Genomic DNA, 16,895 nt, shown 5'->3' on the forward strand with positions numbered 1-16,895 from the left:
AGGACTTCGAAGGGCGCGACGATCCCGTAGTACAACCCGTAGCGCAGCACGAGCCCGGTTGCGTAGAACGGCGCGTAGATGATCCGCATCGGGAGCGGCAGCGGGGCCGGCGGCGCCGGCGCGACGGGCACCATCACCGGCGGCGAGTAGACGCTGGGGGGCGGCGGGGGTGGCGCGCCCGGCGGCGGTGGCGGATGTGGGTTGGAGCTCTGCGGGGCGCTGTGGGGCGGCGGCGGTGGCGGCGGGCTGCCCGCCTGCGCGGCAGGGGCTCCGGCCAGCACCACCAGGGCCCCCAGGAGCGCGCAGGTCGCGCGCCAAAGCACCGGGAGGCCAGTCTTTTCACGAACGAGCTCGGGCATCGCGATCTCCTGTCCTGCGGTGGAACCGACCGCGGCTGCCGGCGTTGCGGGGCCACCGCAGCCGCCGAACGGCCGGTAGTGGGCGCCGAACGTGCGATGTCGTTTGGACGCAGGCCCGGGCCGGATCGGTCCGGCCAGCTGATCGCACTGATCTCATTACCGGCGCGATTTCCCCTCGAAGCGTGCACGCCGCGCATCCGCGAGTCACTCGAGGTCGTACCAGTATGTTGCGACTCAGGTCACGTGTCCGTGCAGCGCGGCGCGAAAAATTCGCGTGTGCGTGCGCTCGATGCGCTTGTGACTCGGCGCGCGGGGCCGAAGCGCGCAAAGAAAGCGCGCAATAAGTTGAGTCACTTTCGTTCCGATCGGCTATGATCGCGTCGAGGGGGAAGGCGAGTGAGAGCAATCTCGCTGAGCGTCGCTGTGTTTCAGCCGGACGCAGCGTCGACGGTGGGCGCGGCGGTTGCGGCGGAGCGCGCCGGGATCGACGCGGTCTGGCTGCCCGCGCTGCCGATGGCCTTCGATCCGCTGACCCTGCTCGGCACGATCGCGGCGAGCACGAGCCGCATCACGATCGGGACCGGGATCGTGCCCACGTATCCGCGTCACCCCGCGGTGCTCGTCTCGCAGGTGCTCGCGCTCGCGCCGTTCGCGCGCGACCGGCTGCGCATCGGCATCGGCAACAGTCATCCGTTCATCGTCGAGGGCATGCTCGGGATCCCGTTCCACCCGCCGCTCGAGCACCTGCGCGAGTACCTGACCGTGGTGCGCGACCTGCTCGAGCGCGGCCATACCGACTTCGAGGGCAAGTACTTCCGCGTGCACGCCGAGCTGGCGGCCCGAACCGCGCCCGTGCCGATCGCCGTCTCGGCGCTGCGCGCGCGCATGTTCCGCCTCGCCGGCGAGATCTCGGACGGCGCGCTCGCCGCGTGGTGCCCCGTCCCCTATCTGCTGGGCACCGCGTTGCCCGAGCTCGAGCGCGGCGCGCGCGCCGCGGGGCGCCCGCGGCCGCCGCTGGTCGGCAACGTGCCGGTGGTCTGGAGCACCGACGGCGCCGCGGTGCGGGCCGCTGCGCGCGCGGCGCTCGGCACGTACCTGGCGGCGCCCGCCTACGTCGAGATGTTCCGCGCCGCGGGCTTCTCGATCCCCGACCTCCGCGTCCCGCCGGACGCGCTGATCGACTCACTCTTCGTCTGGGGTACCCCCGGGCAGATCGTCGACCGCCTGCGTGCCATCCAGCGCGCGGGCGTCGACGAGCTGATGGTCACGCTGCACCCCGCCCTCGAGCCCGAGAAGGAGCTCGAAGAGGCGTTCAAGGCGCTCGGCGGCCTGTGTGCCGAGCTGCGCACGCAACCCGTTCGGCGCCCGGCGCAAAGGAGGCTCCCTTGAAATTCGGCGCGATGATCCAGCCCGTGATCGACGACCTCGACCTGGCCCGCGACATCGAGCGGCTCGGGTACGACTCACTCTGGATCCCCGACTCGCACATGATCGCCTCGGACGTGTACGCCGTGATGGCGCTGGCCGCCGTGAACACGTCGCGCATCCGGATCGGCACGGGGGTATCGATCGCCAGCACGCGCATCGCGCCGGTCACCGCCGCGTCGATCGCCACCATCAACCGCCTCGCGCCCGGCCGCGTCTTCCTCGGGCTGGGCACGGGTCACACGGCCATGCGCACCATGGGCTTCGACCCGGTCGGGCCGAGCGAGTTCCGCGACTACGTGCGCGTGGTGCGCGAGCTGTTGCGCGGCGGCCAGGCCGAGTTCCACTGGCGCGGGAAGTCGCGGCACGTCGAGTTCATGTGCCGGCGGCTCGGCGTGATCGACATCGAGCACAAGATCCCGATCTACGTGGCCGCGAACGGGCCGCGCGCGCTGCAGGTCGCGGGCGAATTCGGCGACGGCCGGGTGTCGGCCGACAACGAGCCGGCCGAGCTCATGCCGCAGAGCATGGGCCTGGTGCGCGCGGCGGCGCGCGCCGCGGGCCGCGAGCTGCCGCCGGACTACCACACCGCCACGCTGGCGTTCGTGTGCGTGCTCCGGCCGGGCGAGACGCTGCGCTCGGAGCGCGTGATCGACCAGGTCGGGCCGATGTCGGTCGCCTACCTGCGCTACTGGTACGAGTGGTACCGAAAGTCGCGGGACGACTCACTCATTCCCGCCGAGATCCGGACCGAGTGGAACGAGTTCAAGGAGCACGTCGAGAAGATGGAGACGCCGGCGGACCGCCGCTACGTCGAGCTCCACGACGGACACTGCACGTACGAGGTCGCGTCGGAGCGGCGCTTCGTGACTCCCGCCGTGATCCGGGCCGCGCGCGGCTACGTGGGCGAGCCCGACGAGATCATCGCCATGCTGCGCCAGCGCGAGCGCGCCGGGCTGCGCGAGATCGCGTTCCTGCCGCCGATCGAGCACGCGCGCGAAATCTACCGCGACTTCGCAGAACAGATCATTGCCCGCTACTGAGAACATCGCTGGCGCGGTGCGCGGGCTGCTCGAGTCACTCGGCTTCCGGCGCGCCTACGGCGTGACCGGCGGTCCGATCGCGCCGATCTGCGACGCGCTGGGCCGCTCGAGCACGCTCGAGGCGCTGCACTGCCGGCACGAGTCCGGGGCGGCATTCGCGGCGCTCGAGGACTCGTTGGCCAGCGGCGCGCCCGCCGCCGTGTTCGTCACGACCGGCCCGGGCATCACCAACGCGCTCACCGGGCTGTGCGCCGCGCGCTGGGAGGGCGGGCGCGTGCTGTTGGTCTCGGCCTCGACCTCGCAGCCCGAGGTCGGCCGGCGCGCGTTCCAGGAGACGAGCTCGGTCACGCTGCCGCAGGGCGGCCTGTTCGGCCCCGGCCCGATCTTCGACGGCGCGTGGCGGCTCGAGCGCGCGCAGGACCTGCCGGCCATCGCCGGCGAGATCGCGCGCGGACTCACTCGCCCGCAGGGCTGGGTCGGGCATCTCTCCGTGCCGATCGGCGTCCAGCTCCTGCCCTGCGAGCCGGTGGCGGTGTCGCTGCGCCAGCTCGAGCCCGCGCTCGACCCGCGCCACGTCGAGCACTGCGCGGCGCTCTTGGGCGGGACCGACTTCGCGATCTGGGCCGGCTTCGGCGCGCGCGGCGCGGCGCACGAGCTGCGGCGCGTGGCCGAGCACACCGGCGCGGCCGTGATGTGCTCGCCGCGCGGCAAGGGTGTGTTCCCCGAGGACCACCCGCAGTACGTGGGAGTCACCGGCTTCGGCGGCCACGCGCAGGTGAAGGAGTATCTCGCCTCGTTCCACCCGCACCACATCCTGGTGCTGGGCTCGCGCCTGGGCGAGTTCACCTCCTTCTGGGACCCGGCGTTCGTGCCGAGCGGGAGCTTCGTGCACGTGGACCTCGAGCCCGGCGTGCCCGGCGCCGCGTTTCCGCAGGCGAACACCTTGGCGATCCAAGCCGAGGTGCGCGCGTTTCTCGCGGCGCTGGTCGAGCGCATGCCGCAGCGCGTGGTCCGCCCGACCTGGGGGCCGCCCGCGCGCGATCCCCTGCCGCCGCCGCGCGCCGCCGGCCCCGTGCGGCCCGAAGTCCTGCTCCACGCCGTGCAGCGCTGGGTGGTCGATCGCGCCGGCGCGCCCGTGCTGACCGAGGCCGGCAATGCCTTCGCCTGGGGCAGTCACTCGCTGCGCGTGCGCCGCCCGGGCAGCTACCGCACGAGCACCGGCTGGGGCGCGATGGGTCACGCCACGAGCGGCGTGCTGGGCGCGGCCAAGGGCCGCCAGGGGGTGGCCGTCGCACTGGTCGGCGACGGCGCGATGCTCATGCAGTCCGAGGTTTCGAGCGCGGTGCGCTACGGCGTGCCCGCGGCCTGGATCGTGCTGAACGACGGCGCCTACGGGATGATCGCCCAGGGCATGCGCGCGCAGGGCCTGCGCCCGCTCGAGACCACGATCCCCGACACCGACTTCGCGGCCTGGGCGCGCGCGCAGGGCGCCGGCGGCATTCGCGTCGAGCAGGAGAGCGAGCTCGACGGCGCGCTGGCCCGGATCGAGTCACTGACTCGCCCGCTGGTGATCGACGTGCGCGTAGACCCGACCGAGCCCGCGCCGTTCCTGAAGCGCGTGCAGAGCCTGATCCGACAGACCACTCACACCACCCAGGAGGTCCAGACATGAGCGCAACCGCAGGCATCCGATCGCTGGCCGCCTCGTTCCCCGCGGCGATCCGCGGCAACGACTACTGGCGCGAGCGCTACCCGGAGCTGGTGAAGGACGAGGAGCGCCGCACGCTGGCGCGCCTGTTCCGGTCGCAGCAAAAGCAGGCGGGGCCGCTCGACGCGTTCGAGCAGGCGATGGCGCCCTATCTCTCCGACCCCTTCCGCGGCGCGCGCGAGCGGCGCGTGCTCGCGCCGGGTCAGCGCGCCGCGTCGATCGAGCTCGACGCCGCGCGCCGCGCGCTCGCGGCGGCGGAGCTCGAGCCGAAAGACATCGACCTCCTGATCTGCTGCTCGTTCCTGCCCGACCAGGTCGGCGTCGGCAACGCCACGCCGCTGGCCAAGGCGCTCGGCCTGCGCTGCGCCGCGTGGAACGTGGAGACCACCTGCTCGAGCGCGCTGGTCGCCCTGCAGAACGCCTCGGCGCTGATCCGCGTCGGCCAGCACCGCAATGCCCTCGTGGTGATCTCGTGCACCTACTCGCGCGTGGCCGACGAGGACGACACGATGTGCTGGTTCCTGGGCGACGGCGCAGGCGCGTTCGTGGTGAGTGACTCGCCGGGCGCTGCATCCTATCTCACCGGCCGCGCGCGCCACACGGGCGAGACCTGCAACACCTTCTTCTACGAGGTGGTGCCCGACGCCGAACGCGGCGCGCGCATCCGCATGGATTGCACGCCCGAGACGGGCAAGATCCTGTACGAGACCGCGGAGCCGTACCTGCGCGAGTGCTGCGAGGCCGCGGTCCAGGCCGCGGGCGCGAAGCTCTCCGAGGTCGATTGCTTCGTGTTCAACACGCCGACCGCCTGGTACGCCGACTTCTGCGCGCGCGCGCTGGGCGTTCCGCGCGAGCGCACGGTCGACACCTACCCCGAGTACGCGAACATCGGCCCCGCGCTCATGCCCGTGAACCTGCTGCGCGCGGCGCAGAGCGGGCTGCTCCGGCCGGGCAACCTGGTGCTGCTGTACACGGTGGGCAGTGTCTCGAGCGCGGGCGCTGCGCTCCTGCGCTGGGGCAACGTGGGGCTGGGCGGCGTGGGGAACGTGGCCGGCTAGCGCGCGTCGCGCTCGCGCGTCAGCCAGTGAGTCACGGTCTCGCGCAGGCGCGCTCGGTCGACCGGCTTGGTCAGGAAGTCGTTGCAGCCCGCCGCGAGACAGATGTCTCGCGAGCCGGCCATGGCGTGCGCGGTCAGCGCCACGATCGAGCCCTGGAACCCGGCCGCGCGCAGCTGGCGCGTCGCCTGGTAGCCGTCGAGCTCGGGCATCTGCATGTCCATCAGCACGAGGTCGTGAGGCTCGCCGCGCTCCATGGCCTTCGTGACCCGCTCGACGGCCGCGGCGCCGTTCTCGACCACGTCGACCTGCGCGCCCCAGCGCTGCAGGAGGCGGACGATCAGGCGCCGGCTGTCGGGGCTGTCCTCGGCGAGCAGGATGCGCCCGGAGAGGTCGGCGAGCGCCGGGAGCGGAGTGTCTCGCTCCGGGGTGCGCGACTTGCCGCCCACGTCGAGCTGCCACGGGATGCGCAGCTGGAAACGGCTGCCGCGCCCCACTTCGGACTCGACCGTGAGGTCGCCGCCGAACAACAGCGCGAGCTGGCGCGAGATCGCCAGCCCCAGGCCCGTGCCGCCGTAGCGCCGCGACATCGACGCGTCGGCCTGCGTGAAGGCCTCGAAGATGTTCGCGAGTTCCTCGCGCGGGATGCCGATGCCGCTGTCTTCGACCTCGAAGCAGATCGCGCCGCCGGACGGCGCGTGCACCGCCAGCCGCACGTGGCCCGAGTGAGTGAACTTGAGCGCGTTGGCGGCCAGGTTGGTGAGGATCTGGCGCAGCCGCGTGGCGTCGGAGCGGATCGGCTGCGCCGACGCGGGATCGATCTCGACCCGCAGCTCGAGCCCGCTCTCGCGCGCGCGCGGCTCCATCAGCGCCGCGACCTCGCGCAGCACACGGTCGGGCCAGGTGCGCCCCAGCTCGAGGTCCAGGTGACCCGCCTCGACCCGCGACAGGTCGAGGATGTCGTTGATCACCACCAGCAGGTGTTCGCCGTTGCGCCGGATCGTGCGCAGGTCGTCGGCCTGCTCGGGCGCCACGCCGCGGTGCTCGAGCTCCTCCGCGAAGCCCAGGATCGCGGTCATCGGAGTGCGGATCTCGTGACTCATGTGCGCGAGGAAGTCGCTCTTCGCGTCGCTCGCGCGCTGCAGCTCGCGGATCGTCTGATCTTTGATCGACTCGTACACCCAGCCGACCATCAGGATCGTCAGCGTGAGCGTCACCAGCGTGGCGCCCCAGAGCCGGCCCGACGCCTCGGGCGTGAGCAGGTTCAAGGTCGGGATCCCGAGCGGCTCGGCGAAATACAGCACCGCCAGCTCGGCGAAGATCAGCGCGGTCCAGATGAACGACAGCCGCACGCCGCCGAAGCCCAGCGCGAGCAGCGGGTGCGCCACCATCCAGGGCAGGAGCGGCGAGCGGTAGCCGCCGGTGAGCTCGCACACGAGCCCGAGCAGCCCCCCCAGACTCACTCCGAGCAGCGCCACGCAGGTGCGCACGTGGCCCCCGAAGCGGATCAGGAACGGCACGGCCGCGACCAGCGCCATGCCGCTCGCGAGACACCCCAGCGCGATCTCGGAGTACGGCTTGGGGAAATACTTGCTGTAGAACCACGCGTAGGCGGGGCTCCACGACAGGATGGAGAGCGTGAAGCCCACCACGATCTTGCGCCGGCGCAGCTCGGCGGGATTCTCCGCCTCGCGCACGAACCATGCGAGCAGCGCGTCGACGCGCTCCGCGAGAGTGCGGCGTTTCGGTGCGACTTCGGCCATCGGTGGAACCTGTTCAGCGCTATCGGCGTCACGCCCGTTTCGTTTGACTTCCGCGCGTGAATCCGGCGAGATGCGCGTTGGTGGCGATTCCGCGCTTGCACCTGCTCGAGCTCGCAGATCAGCCCTGGTGCCCGAAGTTCTTCCGCGACGGACTCACTGACTACCTGCGACACGCGGAATCGGTGATGCGCCCTTACGACCCGGCGTTGCCGCGCTTGCAAGCGGCGCTGGCGCGCACCGGCGACGAGCGCGTGCTCGACTTGTGCTCTGGCGCGGGTGGGCCGTGGGTGCCGCTGCTTTCCGCCTGGGAGAAGACCGGCGGCGGCCCGATCGAGGTGCGGCTGTCCGACCAGCGCACCAGCCCCGAAGCGTGGGCGCGCGCGGTCGAGAGCTCGCGTGGCGTGATCCGCCCGGTGCCGCAGCCGGTCGACGCGCGCAACGTGCCCAAGGACCTGCCCGGCTTCCGGACGCTGTTCGCGGCGTTCCACCACTTCCGCCCGAAGGAGGCCGGCGAGATCCTCCGCGACGCGGTCCGCCAGCGGCGCGGCATCGGTATCTTCGAGCCCACCCAGCGCACGCCCCTCTCGATCTTCCTCGCCTGCTTCTCGTGGCTGTTCGTCATGCTGCTGACGCCGGGCATCCGGCCGTTCAAAACTTCACGCCTTCTGTTCACGTACCTCGTGCCGTTGATCCCGGCGCTGGTCACGTTCGACGGCGTGGTTTCGTGCCTGCGCAGCTACACGCTCGACGAGATCGGCGAGCTCGCGCGCCAGGCAGGCGACGGCTACGACTGGGACATCGGCCAGGTGAGCTACCCCGGCTTCCCGATCCCCGTGAGCTACGCGATCGGCGTGCCGCGGCAGACGCGCGCTTGAGTCAGGGGCCCCGCTCACGGTGATGGTGGGCAGATCCGCTCCCCGGCTGCGCTCCCGAGCGCGGCCGGCGCGGGAGTCCTCATGAGTCGACCCCGGGGCTCGTTCTGTGCTACTAGACCGGCCGCCCAGACTGAGGGAGGGAGCTCTGCGATGCCGTCAACACTCGTCCGCCGTCACTGGTTCCTCGCGCTGGCCACGTTTGCCGCGGCCCTGTGCGGGGCGCACCCCGCAGTCGCGAGCGAGGCCTCGCTGAAGCTGCCGAGCTTCTCGGACCCGCTGTTCTTCGGGGGGACCACGAGCGGCGCGAGCATCCTGATCTGGGGCCTGGGCGTCTCGGCGCTCGGCATGGCGTTCGGACTGTTCCAATACATGCAGCTCCGCAACCTGCCGGTGCACCAGTCCATGCTCGAGATCTCCGAGCTGATCTACGCGACCTGCAAGGAGTATCTCGTCACGCAGGGCCGCTTCATCGCGATCCTGTGGGTGTTCATCGGGGCGGTGATCGTCCTGTACTTCGGGTTCCTGGTCGACGACCCCGACATGAACGCGAGCCGGGTCGTGATCATCCTGTTGTTCTCGCTGGTCGGGATCGCCGGCAGCTACGGCGTGGCGTGGTTCGGCATCCGGGTCAACACCTTCGCCAACTCGCGCACCGCCTTCGCGAGCCTGCGCGGCAAGCCCTTCCCGACCTACGCGATCCCGCTGCAGGCGGGCATGTCGATCGGCATGGTGCTGATCTCGGTCGAGCTCGTGATCATGCTCGGCATCCTGTTGTTCGTGCCGGGCAGCTTCGCGGGCCCGTGCTTCATCGGCTTCGCCATCGGCGAGTCACTCGGCGCCGCGGCCCTGCGCATCGCGGGCGGCATCTTCACCAAGATCGCCGACATCGGGTCCGACCTGATGAAGATCGTGTTCAAGATCAAGGAAGACGACGCGCGCAACCCGGGCGTGATCGCGGACTGCACGGGCGACAACGCGGGTGACTCGGTCGGCCCCTCGGCGGACGGCTTCGAGACCTACGGCGTGACGGGCGTCGCGCTGATCACCTTCATCCTGCTCGCCTCGCACGACTCGACCACGCAGGTGCAGCTCCTGGTCTGGATCTTCTCGATGCGCATCATGATGGTGCTCGCGAGCCTGGGCGCGTACCTCCTGAACGACGTGTTCGCCCGCTCCCGTTGGGGCAACGCGGATCAGATGAACTACGAGCACCCGCTGACGATCCTGGTGTGGCTCACCTCGTTCATCTCCGTCGCGCTCACCTTCCTCGTGTCGAAGCTCCTGATCGGCGAGCTCGGCGGCGACGCGTTCATGTGGTTCAAGCTCTCGGCGATCATCACCTGTGGCACGCTGGCGGGCGCGATCATCCCCGAGGTCGTGAAGGTGTTCACCTCGGTGCACTCGCGGCACGTGCGCGAGATCGTGACCAGCTCGCGCGAGGGCGGACCGTCGCTCAACATCATCTCGGGCCTGATCGCGGGCAACTTCAGCGCCTACTGGATGGGCATCGTGATCGTGATGCTGATGGGGATCGCGTTCTTGATCTCCACGCAGGGCCTCGGGGTGCTGTTCCCGATCGCAGGCTCCTCGATCGACGCCTCACCGATCTTCGCGTTCGGCTTCCTGGGCATGGGCCCGGTCACGATCGCCGTCGACAGCTACGGCCCGGTCACTGACAACGCGCAGTCGGTGTACGAGCTGTCGCTGATCGAGAACGTGCCCAACGTGCAGGCCGAGCTGAAGCGCGACTTCGGCTTCGAGCCGGCATTCGAGAAGGCCAAAGCGTTCCTCGAGGAGAACGACGGCGCGGGCAACACCTTCAAGGCCACGGCCAAGCCGGTGCTGATCGGCACCGCGGTCGTCGGCGCCACGACCATGGTGTTCTCGATCATCTTCCTGCTCACCAACGGCATGACCACGGACCTGGACAAGCTGTCGCTCATGCACGCGCCCTTCCTGCTCGGGCTCGTGACCGGCGGCGCGGTGATCTACTGGTTCTCGGGCGCCTCGATGCAGGCGGTGTCGACCGGCGCCTATCGCGCGGTCGAGTTCATCAAGCAGAACATCCGCCTCGAAGGAGTCACGAAGGCTTCGATCGAAGACAGCCGCGCGGTCGTGCGCATCTGCACCGAGTACGCGCAGGCCGGCATGTTCAACATCTTCCTGGCCATCTTCTTCGGCACGCTCGCCTTCGCCTGCACCGAGCCGTTCTACTTCATCGGCTACCTGTTCTCGATCGCGATCTTCGGCCTGTACCAGGCGATCTTCATGGCCAACGCGGGCGGCGCCTGGGACAACGCCAAGAAGGTCGTCGAGACGGAGCTGCGCGCGAAGGGCACGCCGCTGCACGACGCGACGGTGGTCGGTGACACGGTCGGTGACCCGTTCAAGGACACGTCCTCGGTCGCCATGAACCCGGTCATCAAGTTCACGACCCTCTTCGGCCTGCTGGCCGTCGAGCTGGCCGTCGAGCTGAACAAGTCGAACCCGACACTCACGAAGGGCCTGGCCCTGGGCTTCTTCCTGATCTCGACCGTGTTCGTCTACCGGTCCTTCTACGCCATGCGCATCGAGGGCGCGGCGACGAAGTAGGAGTAAGAGCATCGTTGCGCGCTGCGCTCCGCGCAATTCCCGTCGGTCGCTGCTTCGGGAGTACCCTGCAGACGCTCCCTCTGGGAATTGCGCCGGCCGCGCGCGCGAATCAGATCCTTCCGCTTCCCCAAAATTAAGAAACGCGTCGACGTTCGTTGCCTCGAAGACCATGCAGTCCGCGCCCGATGGCATTGCGAACGCGGACCGGATGGTGGAAGTGGCGAACGCGTCGACGCGACTTTCCTTTAGTTGGGGAACGACACTCCGTAGTTCGCGCGCCCGCGGGGGGGCAAACCCAGAGGGAGCGTCTGCAGGGTACTCCCGAAGCAGCGACCGGCGGGTTTCGCCCCGCCGCGCGCCGCGCCGAGATGCTCCGGGTCCACTTACTCCGGGCGGTATTTCACGGAGCAGCCGTAGGGCTGGGTCTCGGTGGGGTCGGGTGAGGCGCTCGCGAGCACTGCGTGCACGGCGGTGTCGACGTAGTTGGTCGGCTTCTCGGCGCGGCCGTACTGATCGTCGTCGATCGCGCCGCGGTAGCGCAGGACGCCCTGGGCGTCGATCACGAACATGTGCGGCGTGGTGCGAGCGCCGAACAGGTGGCCGAGCTTGCCGTCGGAGTCTTGCAGGGTGGCGTACGTGAAGCCCTGCTCCTTCTTCCAGGCCTTCGTGTCGTCGGGCGTGTTCGTGTAGGTCGAGTTCACGGCGAGCCAGACCACGTCCTTCGCACCCAGCGCGGCGGCGAGCTGCTTCATCGTGCCGGCCTGGTAGTGGCGTTCCACGAACGGGCACTCGGAGTTGGTCCACTCGAGCACGAGCGCGTGACCCGCGTACTGACTCAGCTTGTGCTCGACGCCGTTCTCGTCCTTCGCGCTCCAGTCGGGCACCTTGTCGCCGATCTTCGGGGTCGAGATCGCGCCCATGAGGGCGGCGGCCACGAGGGCCAGTGCGATGCGCTTCATGTCTTCTCCTCCGTCTGCGGCGCTGCGCGCTGCAGCGCGTCGATGAACAGGTCGACCGTCAGGAGCTCCGGCAGCACGATCGGCTGACCCGACGGACCGTAGACCAGATACAGCGGCACGCCCGCCTTGCCGAAGCGCGCGAGCTCCTGCCGGATCGCCTCGTCGCGGCGCGTCCAGTCACCCTTGAAGATCGCGAAGCCGCGCCGCTCGAGCTCGCCGCGCACGCGCGCATTCTCGAGCACCGCGTGCTCGTTCACCTTGCAGGTGAGACACCAGTCCGCGGTGAAATACACGAACACCGGCGCGCCGCTGGCGCGCGCCGCGGAGACGTCGGCCGCGCTGAAGCGGCGGCCCTCGGACTCCGACTGCGTGCCCTGCGGCGCGGCCTGCGACTCGCTGACCGGCAGCGCGCGCAAGCCGAGCAGGCCCAGCGCCAGGAGCGCGATGCCCGCGATGCGCGCGGGACTCACGCGCTCGAGCTGCTGCAGCGCGCCGAAGATCCAGACCCCCGCGGCCAGCGCGCACAGGTAGGCGAGCAGCGCGATCTGCGCGTCGGCGCCCGCCGAGCGGCCCAGGACCGAGAGCAGCCACACCACGGTGCCCAGCAGCGCGAAGCCCAGCGCGGCGCGCAGCTGCAGGGTCCACGGCCCGCTGCGCGGCACGAGCCGCGCCCAGGCCGGCACCGCGCACACGGCCAGGAACGGCGCCGCGAGCCCGGCGCCGATCGCGAGGAAGATCGCGAAGATCGTGGCCGGCGAGCTCGCGAACGCGAAGCCGACCGCGGTGCCCACGAACGGCGCGGTGCAGGGCGTGGCCAGCACCACGGCGAGCAGCCCCTCGAAGAAGCTGCGGCGCGCGCCGGTCGCCTCCGCGCCCGCGCTCGCGAGCCGGGTCGCGTCCAAGCGGAACTCGAACACGCCGAACAGCGACAGCGCGAACACGACCAGCACCGCGGCGATGGCCGCGATGAACAGCGGCTCCTGGAACTGGAAGCCCCAGCCGACCGAGGTCCCGGCCGCGCGCAGCGCCACCACGATCCCCGCGAGCGCCGCCATGCTGGCGAGCACGCCGGCCGTGTAGGCGAGGCCGTGGCGCAGAATCTCCCCCCGGCCGTGCTGCGCGAGCTCCGCCAGCCCGAACACCTTGATCGCCAGCACCGGCAGCACGCACGGCATGGCGTTCAGGATCAGGCCGCCGAGCAGCGCCAGCGCGATCGCCCGGCCCAGCGAAATGCCGCCCCCGCTCGAGTCACTCGCCGCGGGCGCGGGCTCGAGCCAGGGTGAATCGAGCGTGGTCACGGCCGCGCCGGCCGCAGCGCGCGGCAACGGCAGGTCGACCTCGACGAACTCCTGCGCGCCGCGCCGGCTCACGGCCAGTACGCCGCGCAGCCGCGAGTCGCCGTGACTCGCGTCCGCGGGCGCGGAGCCCTTCAAGGTCACCAGGAAGCCGCCGCCGAGGAACGGCGGGCGCTGCCCGCCCGTGGCGAGCCACTCCACCCCGTCGACCCGGTCGGGCACGAACGCGTCCTCGAGCGCGCGCGTGGCCGGTCCGAGCTCGCGCACCGAGAGCGCGGCGCGGAACGAGTCACCGGGCCGGATCGCCGACTGTGAGTACAGCGCCTCGAGGCCGAGTTCCGCGTCCCCGGCGGGCCGGGGTACGCGCGCGGCGAAGCGCTCGAAGGTCTCGAAGTCGGCGGTCGGCGAGTCCGCCGCGTCGGCCGCGACCCGCACGGGCCGCGACAGGTGGAGCTCGCCCGGAATGCACTGGATCTCGCAGACCAGCACGTCGGCGTCGAGCCGCACCTCGACCGTGCCCCCGGTGCCCGCGCGAAACGCCGCCGGGCTCGCGAGCAGCACCTGGTCGGTGTAGCCGTAGGTCGTGATGAAGCCGTCGCTCTGGCGGAACACCTCGGGGAAGGGCCAGGCGACCGGGCCGACGTCGGCGCCTTCGAGCTTCCAATGCAGCTGCGGCGCCGCGCCCGACTGGCCGGGGTTCCGCCAGTACACGTGCCAGTGCGGGTCCATCTCGAGCAGGAGACCCACGTGAAGCGTCTCGCCCGGGCGGACCGCGTCGCGGTCGACCAGCAAGCTGCCCTCGAGGCGCGGATTTCCCCGGTCAGACGCCGTGGTTCCGTGCGCCGACTCCGGCAGCGCGGCGCGGGCCTGGGGGGCACCGGCCACGAGCGCGAGCAAGAAGAGCAGCAGCCGCGGCATGGCCGAGACTCTACCGAACGGACCCCGGCCTGGGCGCGTCAGACTTGACACTGGCACGGGGGCCCAGATCGTTAGCGCCATGAAACGCGTATTCCTCTTCCTCGCCACGAACATTGCCGTTCTGCTCGTCCTATCGGTCGTCGCGCGCCTGGTCGGCGTGAACGATCCGACCCAGTACGGCGGCCTCCTGGCCTTCGCCGCCGTGTTCGGCATGGGCGGCGCGCTGATCTCGCTCCTGATCTCGAAGTGGACGGCCAAGATGGCGACCGGTGCGCGCGTGATCACCGAGCCGCGCACGCAGACCGAGCAATTCCTCGTGAACACCGTGACCAAGCTCTCGCAGGCGGCCGGAATCGGCATGCCGGAGGTCGCCATCTTCGACTCCCCGCAGCCCAACGCATTCGCGACCGGCGCCCGCCGCGACGCGGCGCTGGTGGCGGTCTCGAGCGGCCTGCTCGAGAGCATGAAGCAGGACGAGATCGAGGGCGTGCTGGGCCACGAGATCACGCACGTCTCGAACGGCGACATGGTCACGCTGACCCTGATCCAGGGCGTGGTGAACACCTTCGTGATCTTCGCCTCACGCGTGGTCGGCGAGATCGTCGACCGCGCGGTGTTCCGCAACGACCGCGACAGCGGCCGTCACGGCGGCGGGATCGGCTACTTCCTGACCGTGATCGCGCTGCAGATCGTGTTCGGCATCGCCGCCAGCCTGATCGTCTACGCGTTCTCGCGCGGGCGCGAGTTCCGAGCCGACGCCGGCGGTGCGCGCCTGGCCGGACGCGAGAACATGATCGCCGCGCTCGAGCGCCTGAAGGCGCGCGAGCCGCAGCCGCTGCCCCAGCAGCTCCAGGCCTTCGGCATTGCAGGCGACGCGGTCTCGCGCTTCGGACGGCTGTTCATGAGTCACCCGCCGCTCGACGAGCGCATCGCCGCGCTGCGCGCGATGACCTACTGAGTCGCTAGCGCCGCTCGCCGCGCGTGCGCGACGGACGGCGGTAGCCGGGGCGCGCCGGCGTCTCGTTGGCCTGCGCGCGGCGCGCGTCCAGCGCCTCGCGCGGCGGGCGCGACGGAATGAGACACTCCGGTCCGTCGCCGATCAGGTCGGCGCGGCCGGCTTCCTCGAGCGCGCCGCGCACGGTGAAGTAGTTCTCGGGCGCAAAGAACTGGAGCAGCGCGCGCTGGACCTTGCGGTCGCGCAGCTTCCTCGCGGTGTCGACGGGCTTCATCGAGTGCGGGTTGAGGCCCGTCCAGTACATGCATGTGGCCACGTCCATGGGCGCGGGAATGAAGTCCTGCACCTGGCGCGGGCGGTAGCCCCGCTGCTTCAGGAACAGGGCGAGCTCGATCATGTCGGCCACGGTCGAGCCGGGATGACTCGCGATGAAGTAGGGCACGAGATACTGCTCCTTGCCCGCGCGCCGCGAGGCCGCCTCGAAGCGCTCGGCGAACTCCTCGAAGGTGTGCTGCGCGGGCTTCTTCATCAGCCCGAGCACGCGCTCGGAGACGTGCTCGGGGGCGACCTTCAGGTGGCCGCCCACGTGGTGGCGCGCGAGCTCCTCGAGATACTCGGGTGACTCGCGCGCGAGGTCCATGCGGATGCCCGAGGCCACGTGCACCTGCTTCACGCCGGGCACGGCGCGCGCCGCGCGCAAGAGCTCGAGCGTGGGCTCGTGACTCGTGCCGAGCAGCTTGCACACCGTGGGATGGATGCACGAGAGCCGCCGGCACACGGCCTCGACCTCGGGCTGCGTGCAGCGCATGCGGTACATGTTGGCGGTGGGCCCGCCCAGGTCCGACACGTGACCCGAGAAGCCGGGCGTCGCGGCGAGCGCGCGCACTTCGCCCAGGATCGACTCGGGCGAGCGCGACTGGATCGCGCGGCCCTGGTGCATGGTGATCGAGCAGAAGGTGCAGCCGCCGAAGCAGCCGCGCATGATCTGCACCGAGTCACGGATCGTCTGCCAGGCGGGCACCTCCTCGCTATAGCTCGGGTGCGGCCGGCGCGTGTACGGCAGGTCGTACAGCGCGTCCATCTCGGGCTCCGAGAGCGGCAGGGTCGGGGGGTTCACCACCAGCATGCGCTCGCCGTGGGGCTGCAGCAGGCGCCGCGCGTTCAGCGGGTTGGTCTCGCGGTGCAGGTCGCGCGTCATCTCGGCGAAGGCGAGCTTGTCCTCGACCACCCGCTCATGACTCGGCAGGGTCACGTCCTCGTTCGGGCAATTCGCGTCGTCCCAGCGGTGCGCCGGGAGTGACTCGCTCTTGCCCAGCAGGTAGGCCACGCCGCGCAGGTCGCGCAGATCCTCGACCGGACGGCCGGCGGCCAGCCGGCGCGCGATCTCCAGGATCGGCACTTCACCCATGCCGTGCACGAGCAGGTGCGCCTTCGAGCTGACCAGGATGCTCGGCCAGACTTTGTCGGACCAGTAGTCGTAGTGGGCGATGCGCCGCAGCGAGGCCTCGACTCCGCCCGCGATCACGGGCACGCCGGCGAACGCCTCGCGGCAGCGCTGCGCGTAGACCGCGGTCGCGCGGTCGGGCCGCAGCCCGATCCGCCCGCCGGGCGAGTAGGCGTCGGCGTTGCGGCGCTTCTTGTTCGCCGTGTAGTGATTGATGAGTGAGTCCATGTTGCCGGCCGACACGCCGTAGAACAGGCGCGGCCGGCCCAGCGCGCGCCACGGCTCCGCGCTGCGCCAGTCGGGCTGCGACAGGACGGCGACGCGAAAGCCGTGCTTCTCGAGCCAGCGACCGAGGATGGCGGCGGCGAACGAGGGATGGTCGATGTAGGCGTCGCCCGAGACCAGCACCACGTCGGCCGCGTCCCAGCCGCGCGCTCGTATCTCGTCTGCCGTGGTGGGCAGGAACGAGTCGCTGGGGGGCGCAGGCGAGCGGCGCATGGTCGG

General features: G+C 70.8%; 12 protein-coding genes. 7 read left to right on the forward strand and 5 right to left on the reverse strand.

Features of this window, described 5'->3' with window-relative positions; all coding sequences use genetic code 11:
- On the reverse strand, positions 1-323 hold a 323-nt coding region (locus VMR86_09935; GenBank protein HTO07361.1), incomplete at its 3' end, for a hypothetical protein.
- 459 nt (positions 324-782) lie between these two features.
- Between VMR86_09935 and VMR86_09940 the strand changes: the two genes are divergently transcribed.
- From VMR86_09940 to VMR86_09955, 4 genes are read left to right on the forward strand one after another with little or no spacing between them, the layout of a single operon-like run.
- Complete coding sequence (locus VMR86_09940) at positions 783-1,748, forward strand: LLM class flavin-dependent oxidoreductase (GenBank protein HTO07362.1); 966 nt, start codon at positions 783-785, stop codon at positions 1,746-1,748.
- Positions 1,745-2,827: an LLM class flavin-dependent oxidoreductase gene (locus VMR86_09945; protein ID HTO07363.1), complete on the forward strand. Its 1,083-nt coding sequence runs from the start codon at positions 1,745-1,747 to the stop codon at positions 2,825-2,827. The genes VMR86_09940 and VMR86_09945 overlap by 4 nt, the downstream gene beginning before the upstream one ends.
- 16 nt (positions 2,828-2,843) lie before the next feature.
- Positions 2,844-4,499 carry a thiamine pyrophosphate-dependent enzyme gene (locus tag VMR86_09950; protein HTO07364.1) on the forward strand — a complete coding sequence of 552 codons (1,656 nt, stop codon included), beginning with the start codon at positions 2,844-2,846 and terminating at the stop codon, positions 4,497-4,499.
- Positions 4,496-5,593 carry a 3-oxoacyl-[acyl-carrier-protein] synthase III C-terminal domain-containing protein gene (locus tag VMR86_09955; GenBank protein HTO07365.1) on the forward strand — a complete coding sequence of 366 codons (1,098 nt, stop codon included), beginning with the start codon at positions 4,496-4,498 and terminating at the stop codon, positions 5,591-5,593. Before VMR86_09950 ends, VMR86_09955 begins: the two co-directional genes overlap by 4 nt.
- On the opposite strand, the gene VMR86_09960 is transcribed toward VMR86_09955, so the two are convergent.
- Entirely contained in the window at positions 5,590-7,353 is a 1,764-nt protein-coding gene (locus VMR86_09960) for an ATP-binding protein (GenBank protein ID HTO07366.1), read from the reverse strand. The genes VMR86_09955 and VMR86_09960 overlap by 4 nt on opposite strands.
- Positions 7,354-7,433: 80 nt before the next feature.
- On the opposite strand from VMR86_09960, the gene VMR86_09965 reads away from it, so the two are divergent.
- Positions 7,434-8,228 carry a class I SAM-dependent methyltransferase gene (locus VMR86_09965; GenBank protein ID HTO07367.1) on the forward strand — a complete coding sequence of 265 codons (795 nt, stop codon included), beginning with the start codon at positions 7,434-7,436 and terminating at the stop codon, positions 8,226-8,228.
- A gap of 150 nt (positions 8,229-8,378) precedes the next feature.
- Entirely contained in the window at positions 8,379-10,820 is a 2,442-nt protein-coding gene (locus VMR86_09970) for a sodium-translocating pyrophosphatase (GenBank protein HTO07368.1), read from the forward strand.
- Between the two features lie 383 nt (positions 10,821-11,203).
- Here VMR86_09970 and VMR86_09975 read toward each other — a convergent pair whose 3' ends face one another.
- Complete coding sequence (locus tag VMR86_09975) at positions 11,204-11,779, reverse strand: redoxin domain-containing protein (GenBank protein ID HTO07369.1); 576 nt, start codon at positions 11,777-11,779, stop codon at positions 11,204-11,206.
- Entirely contained in the window at positions 11,776-13,992 is a 2,217-nt protein-coding gene (locus VMR86_09980; GenBank protein ID HTO07370.1) for a thioredoxin family protein, read from the reverse strand. Before VMR86_09980 ends, VMR86_09975 begins: the two co-directional genes overlap by 4 nt.
- A gap of 79 nt (positions 13,993-14,071) precedes the next feature.
- On the opposite strand from VMR86_09980, the gene htpX reads away from it, so the two are divergent.
- Positions 14,072-14,950: a protease HtpX gene (gene htpX / locus VMR86_09985; protein HTO07371.1), complete on the forward strand. Its 879-nt coding sequence runs from the start codon at positions 14,072-14,074 to the stop codon at positions 14,948-14,950.
- A gap of 4 nt (positions 14,951-14,954) precedes the next feature.
- Here the strand turns inward: htpX and VMR86_09990 are convergent, their stop codons facing one another.
- Entirely contained in the window at positions 14,955-16,889 is a 1,935-nt protein-coding gene (locus VMR86_09990) for a YgiQ family radical SAM protein (GenBank protein ID HTO07372.1), read from the reverse strand.
- Positions 16,890-16,895: the final 6 nt, after the last annotated feature.

The organism is Myxococcota bacterium (genome assembly GCA_035498015.1).
Taxonomy (GTDB): Bacteria; Myxococcota_A; UBA9160; order SZUA-336; family SZUA-336; genus VGRW01.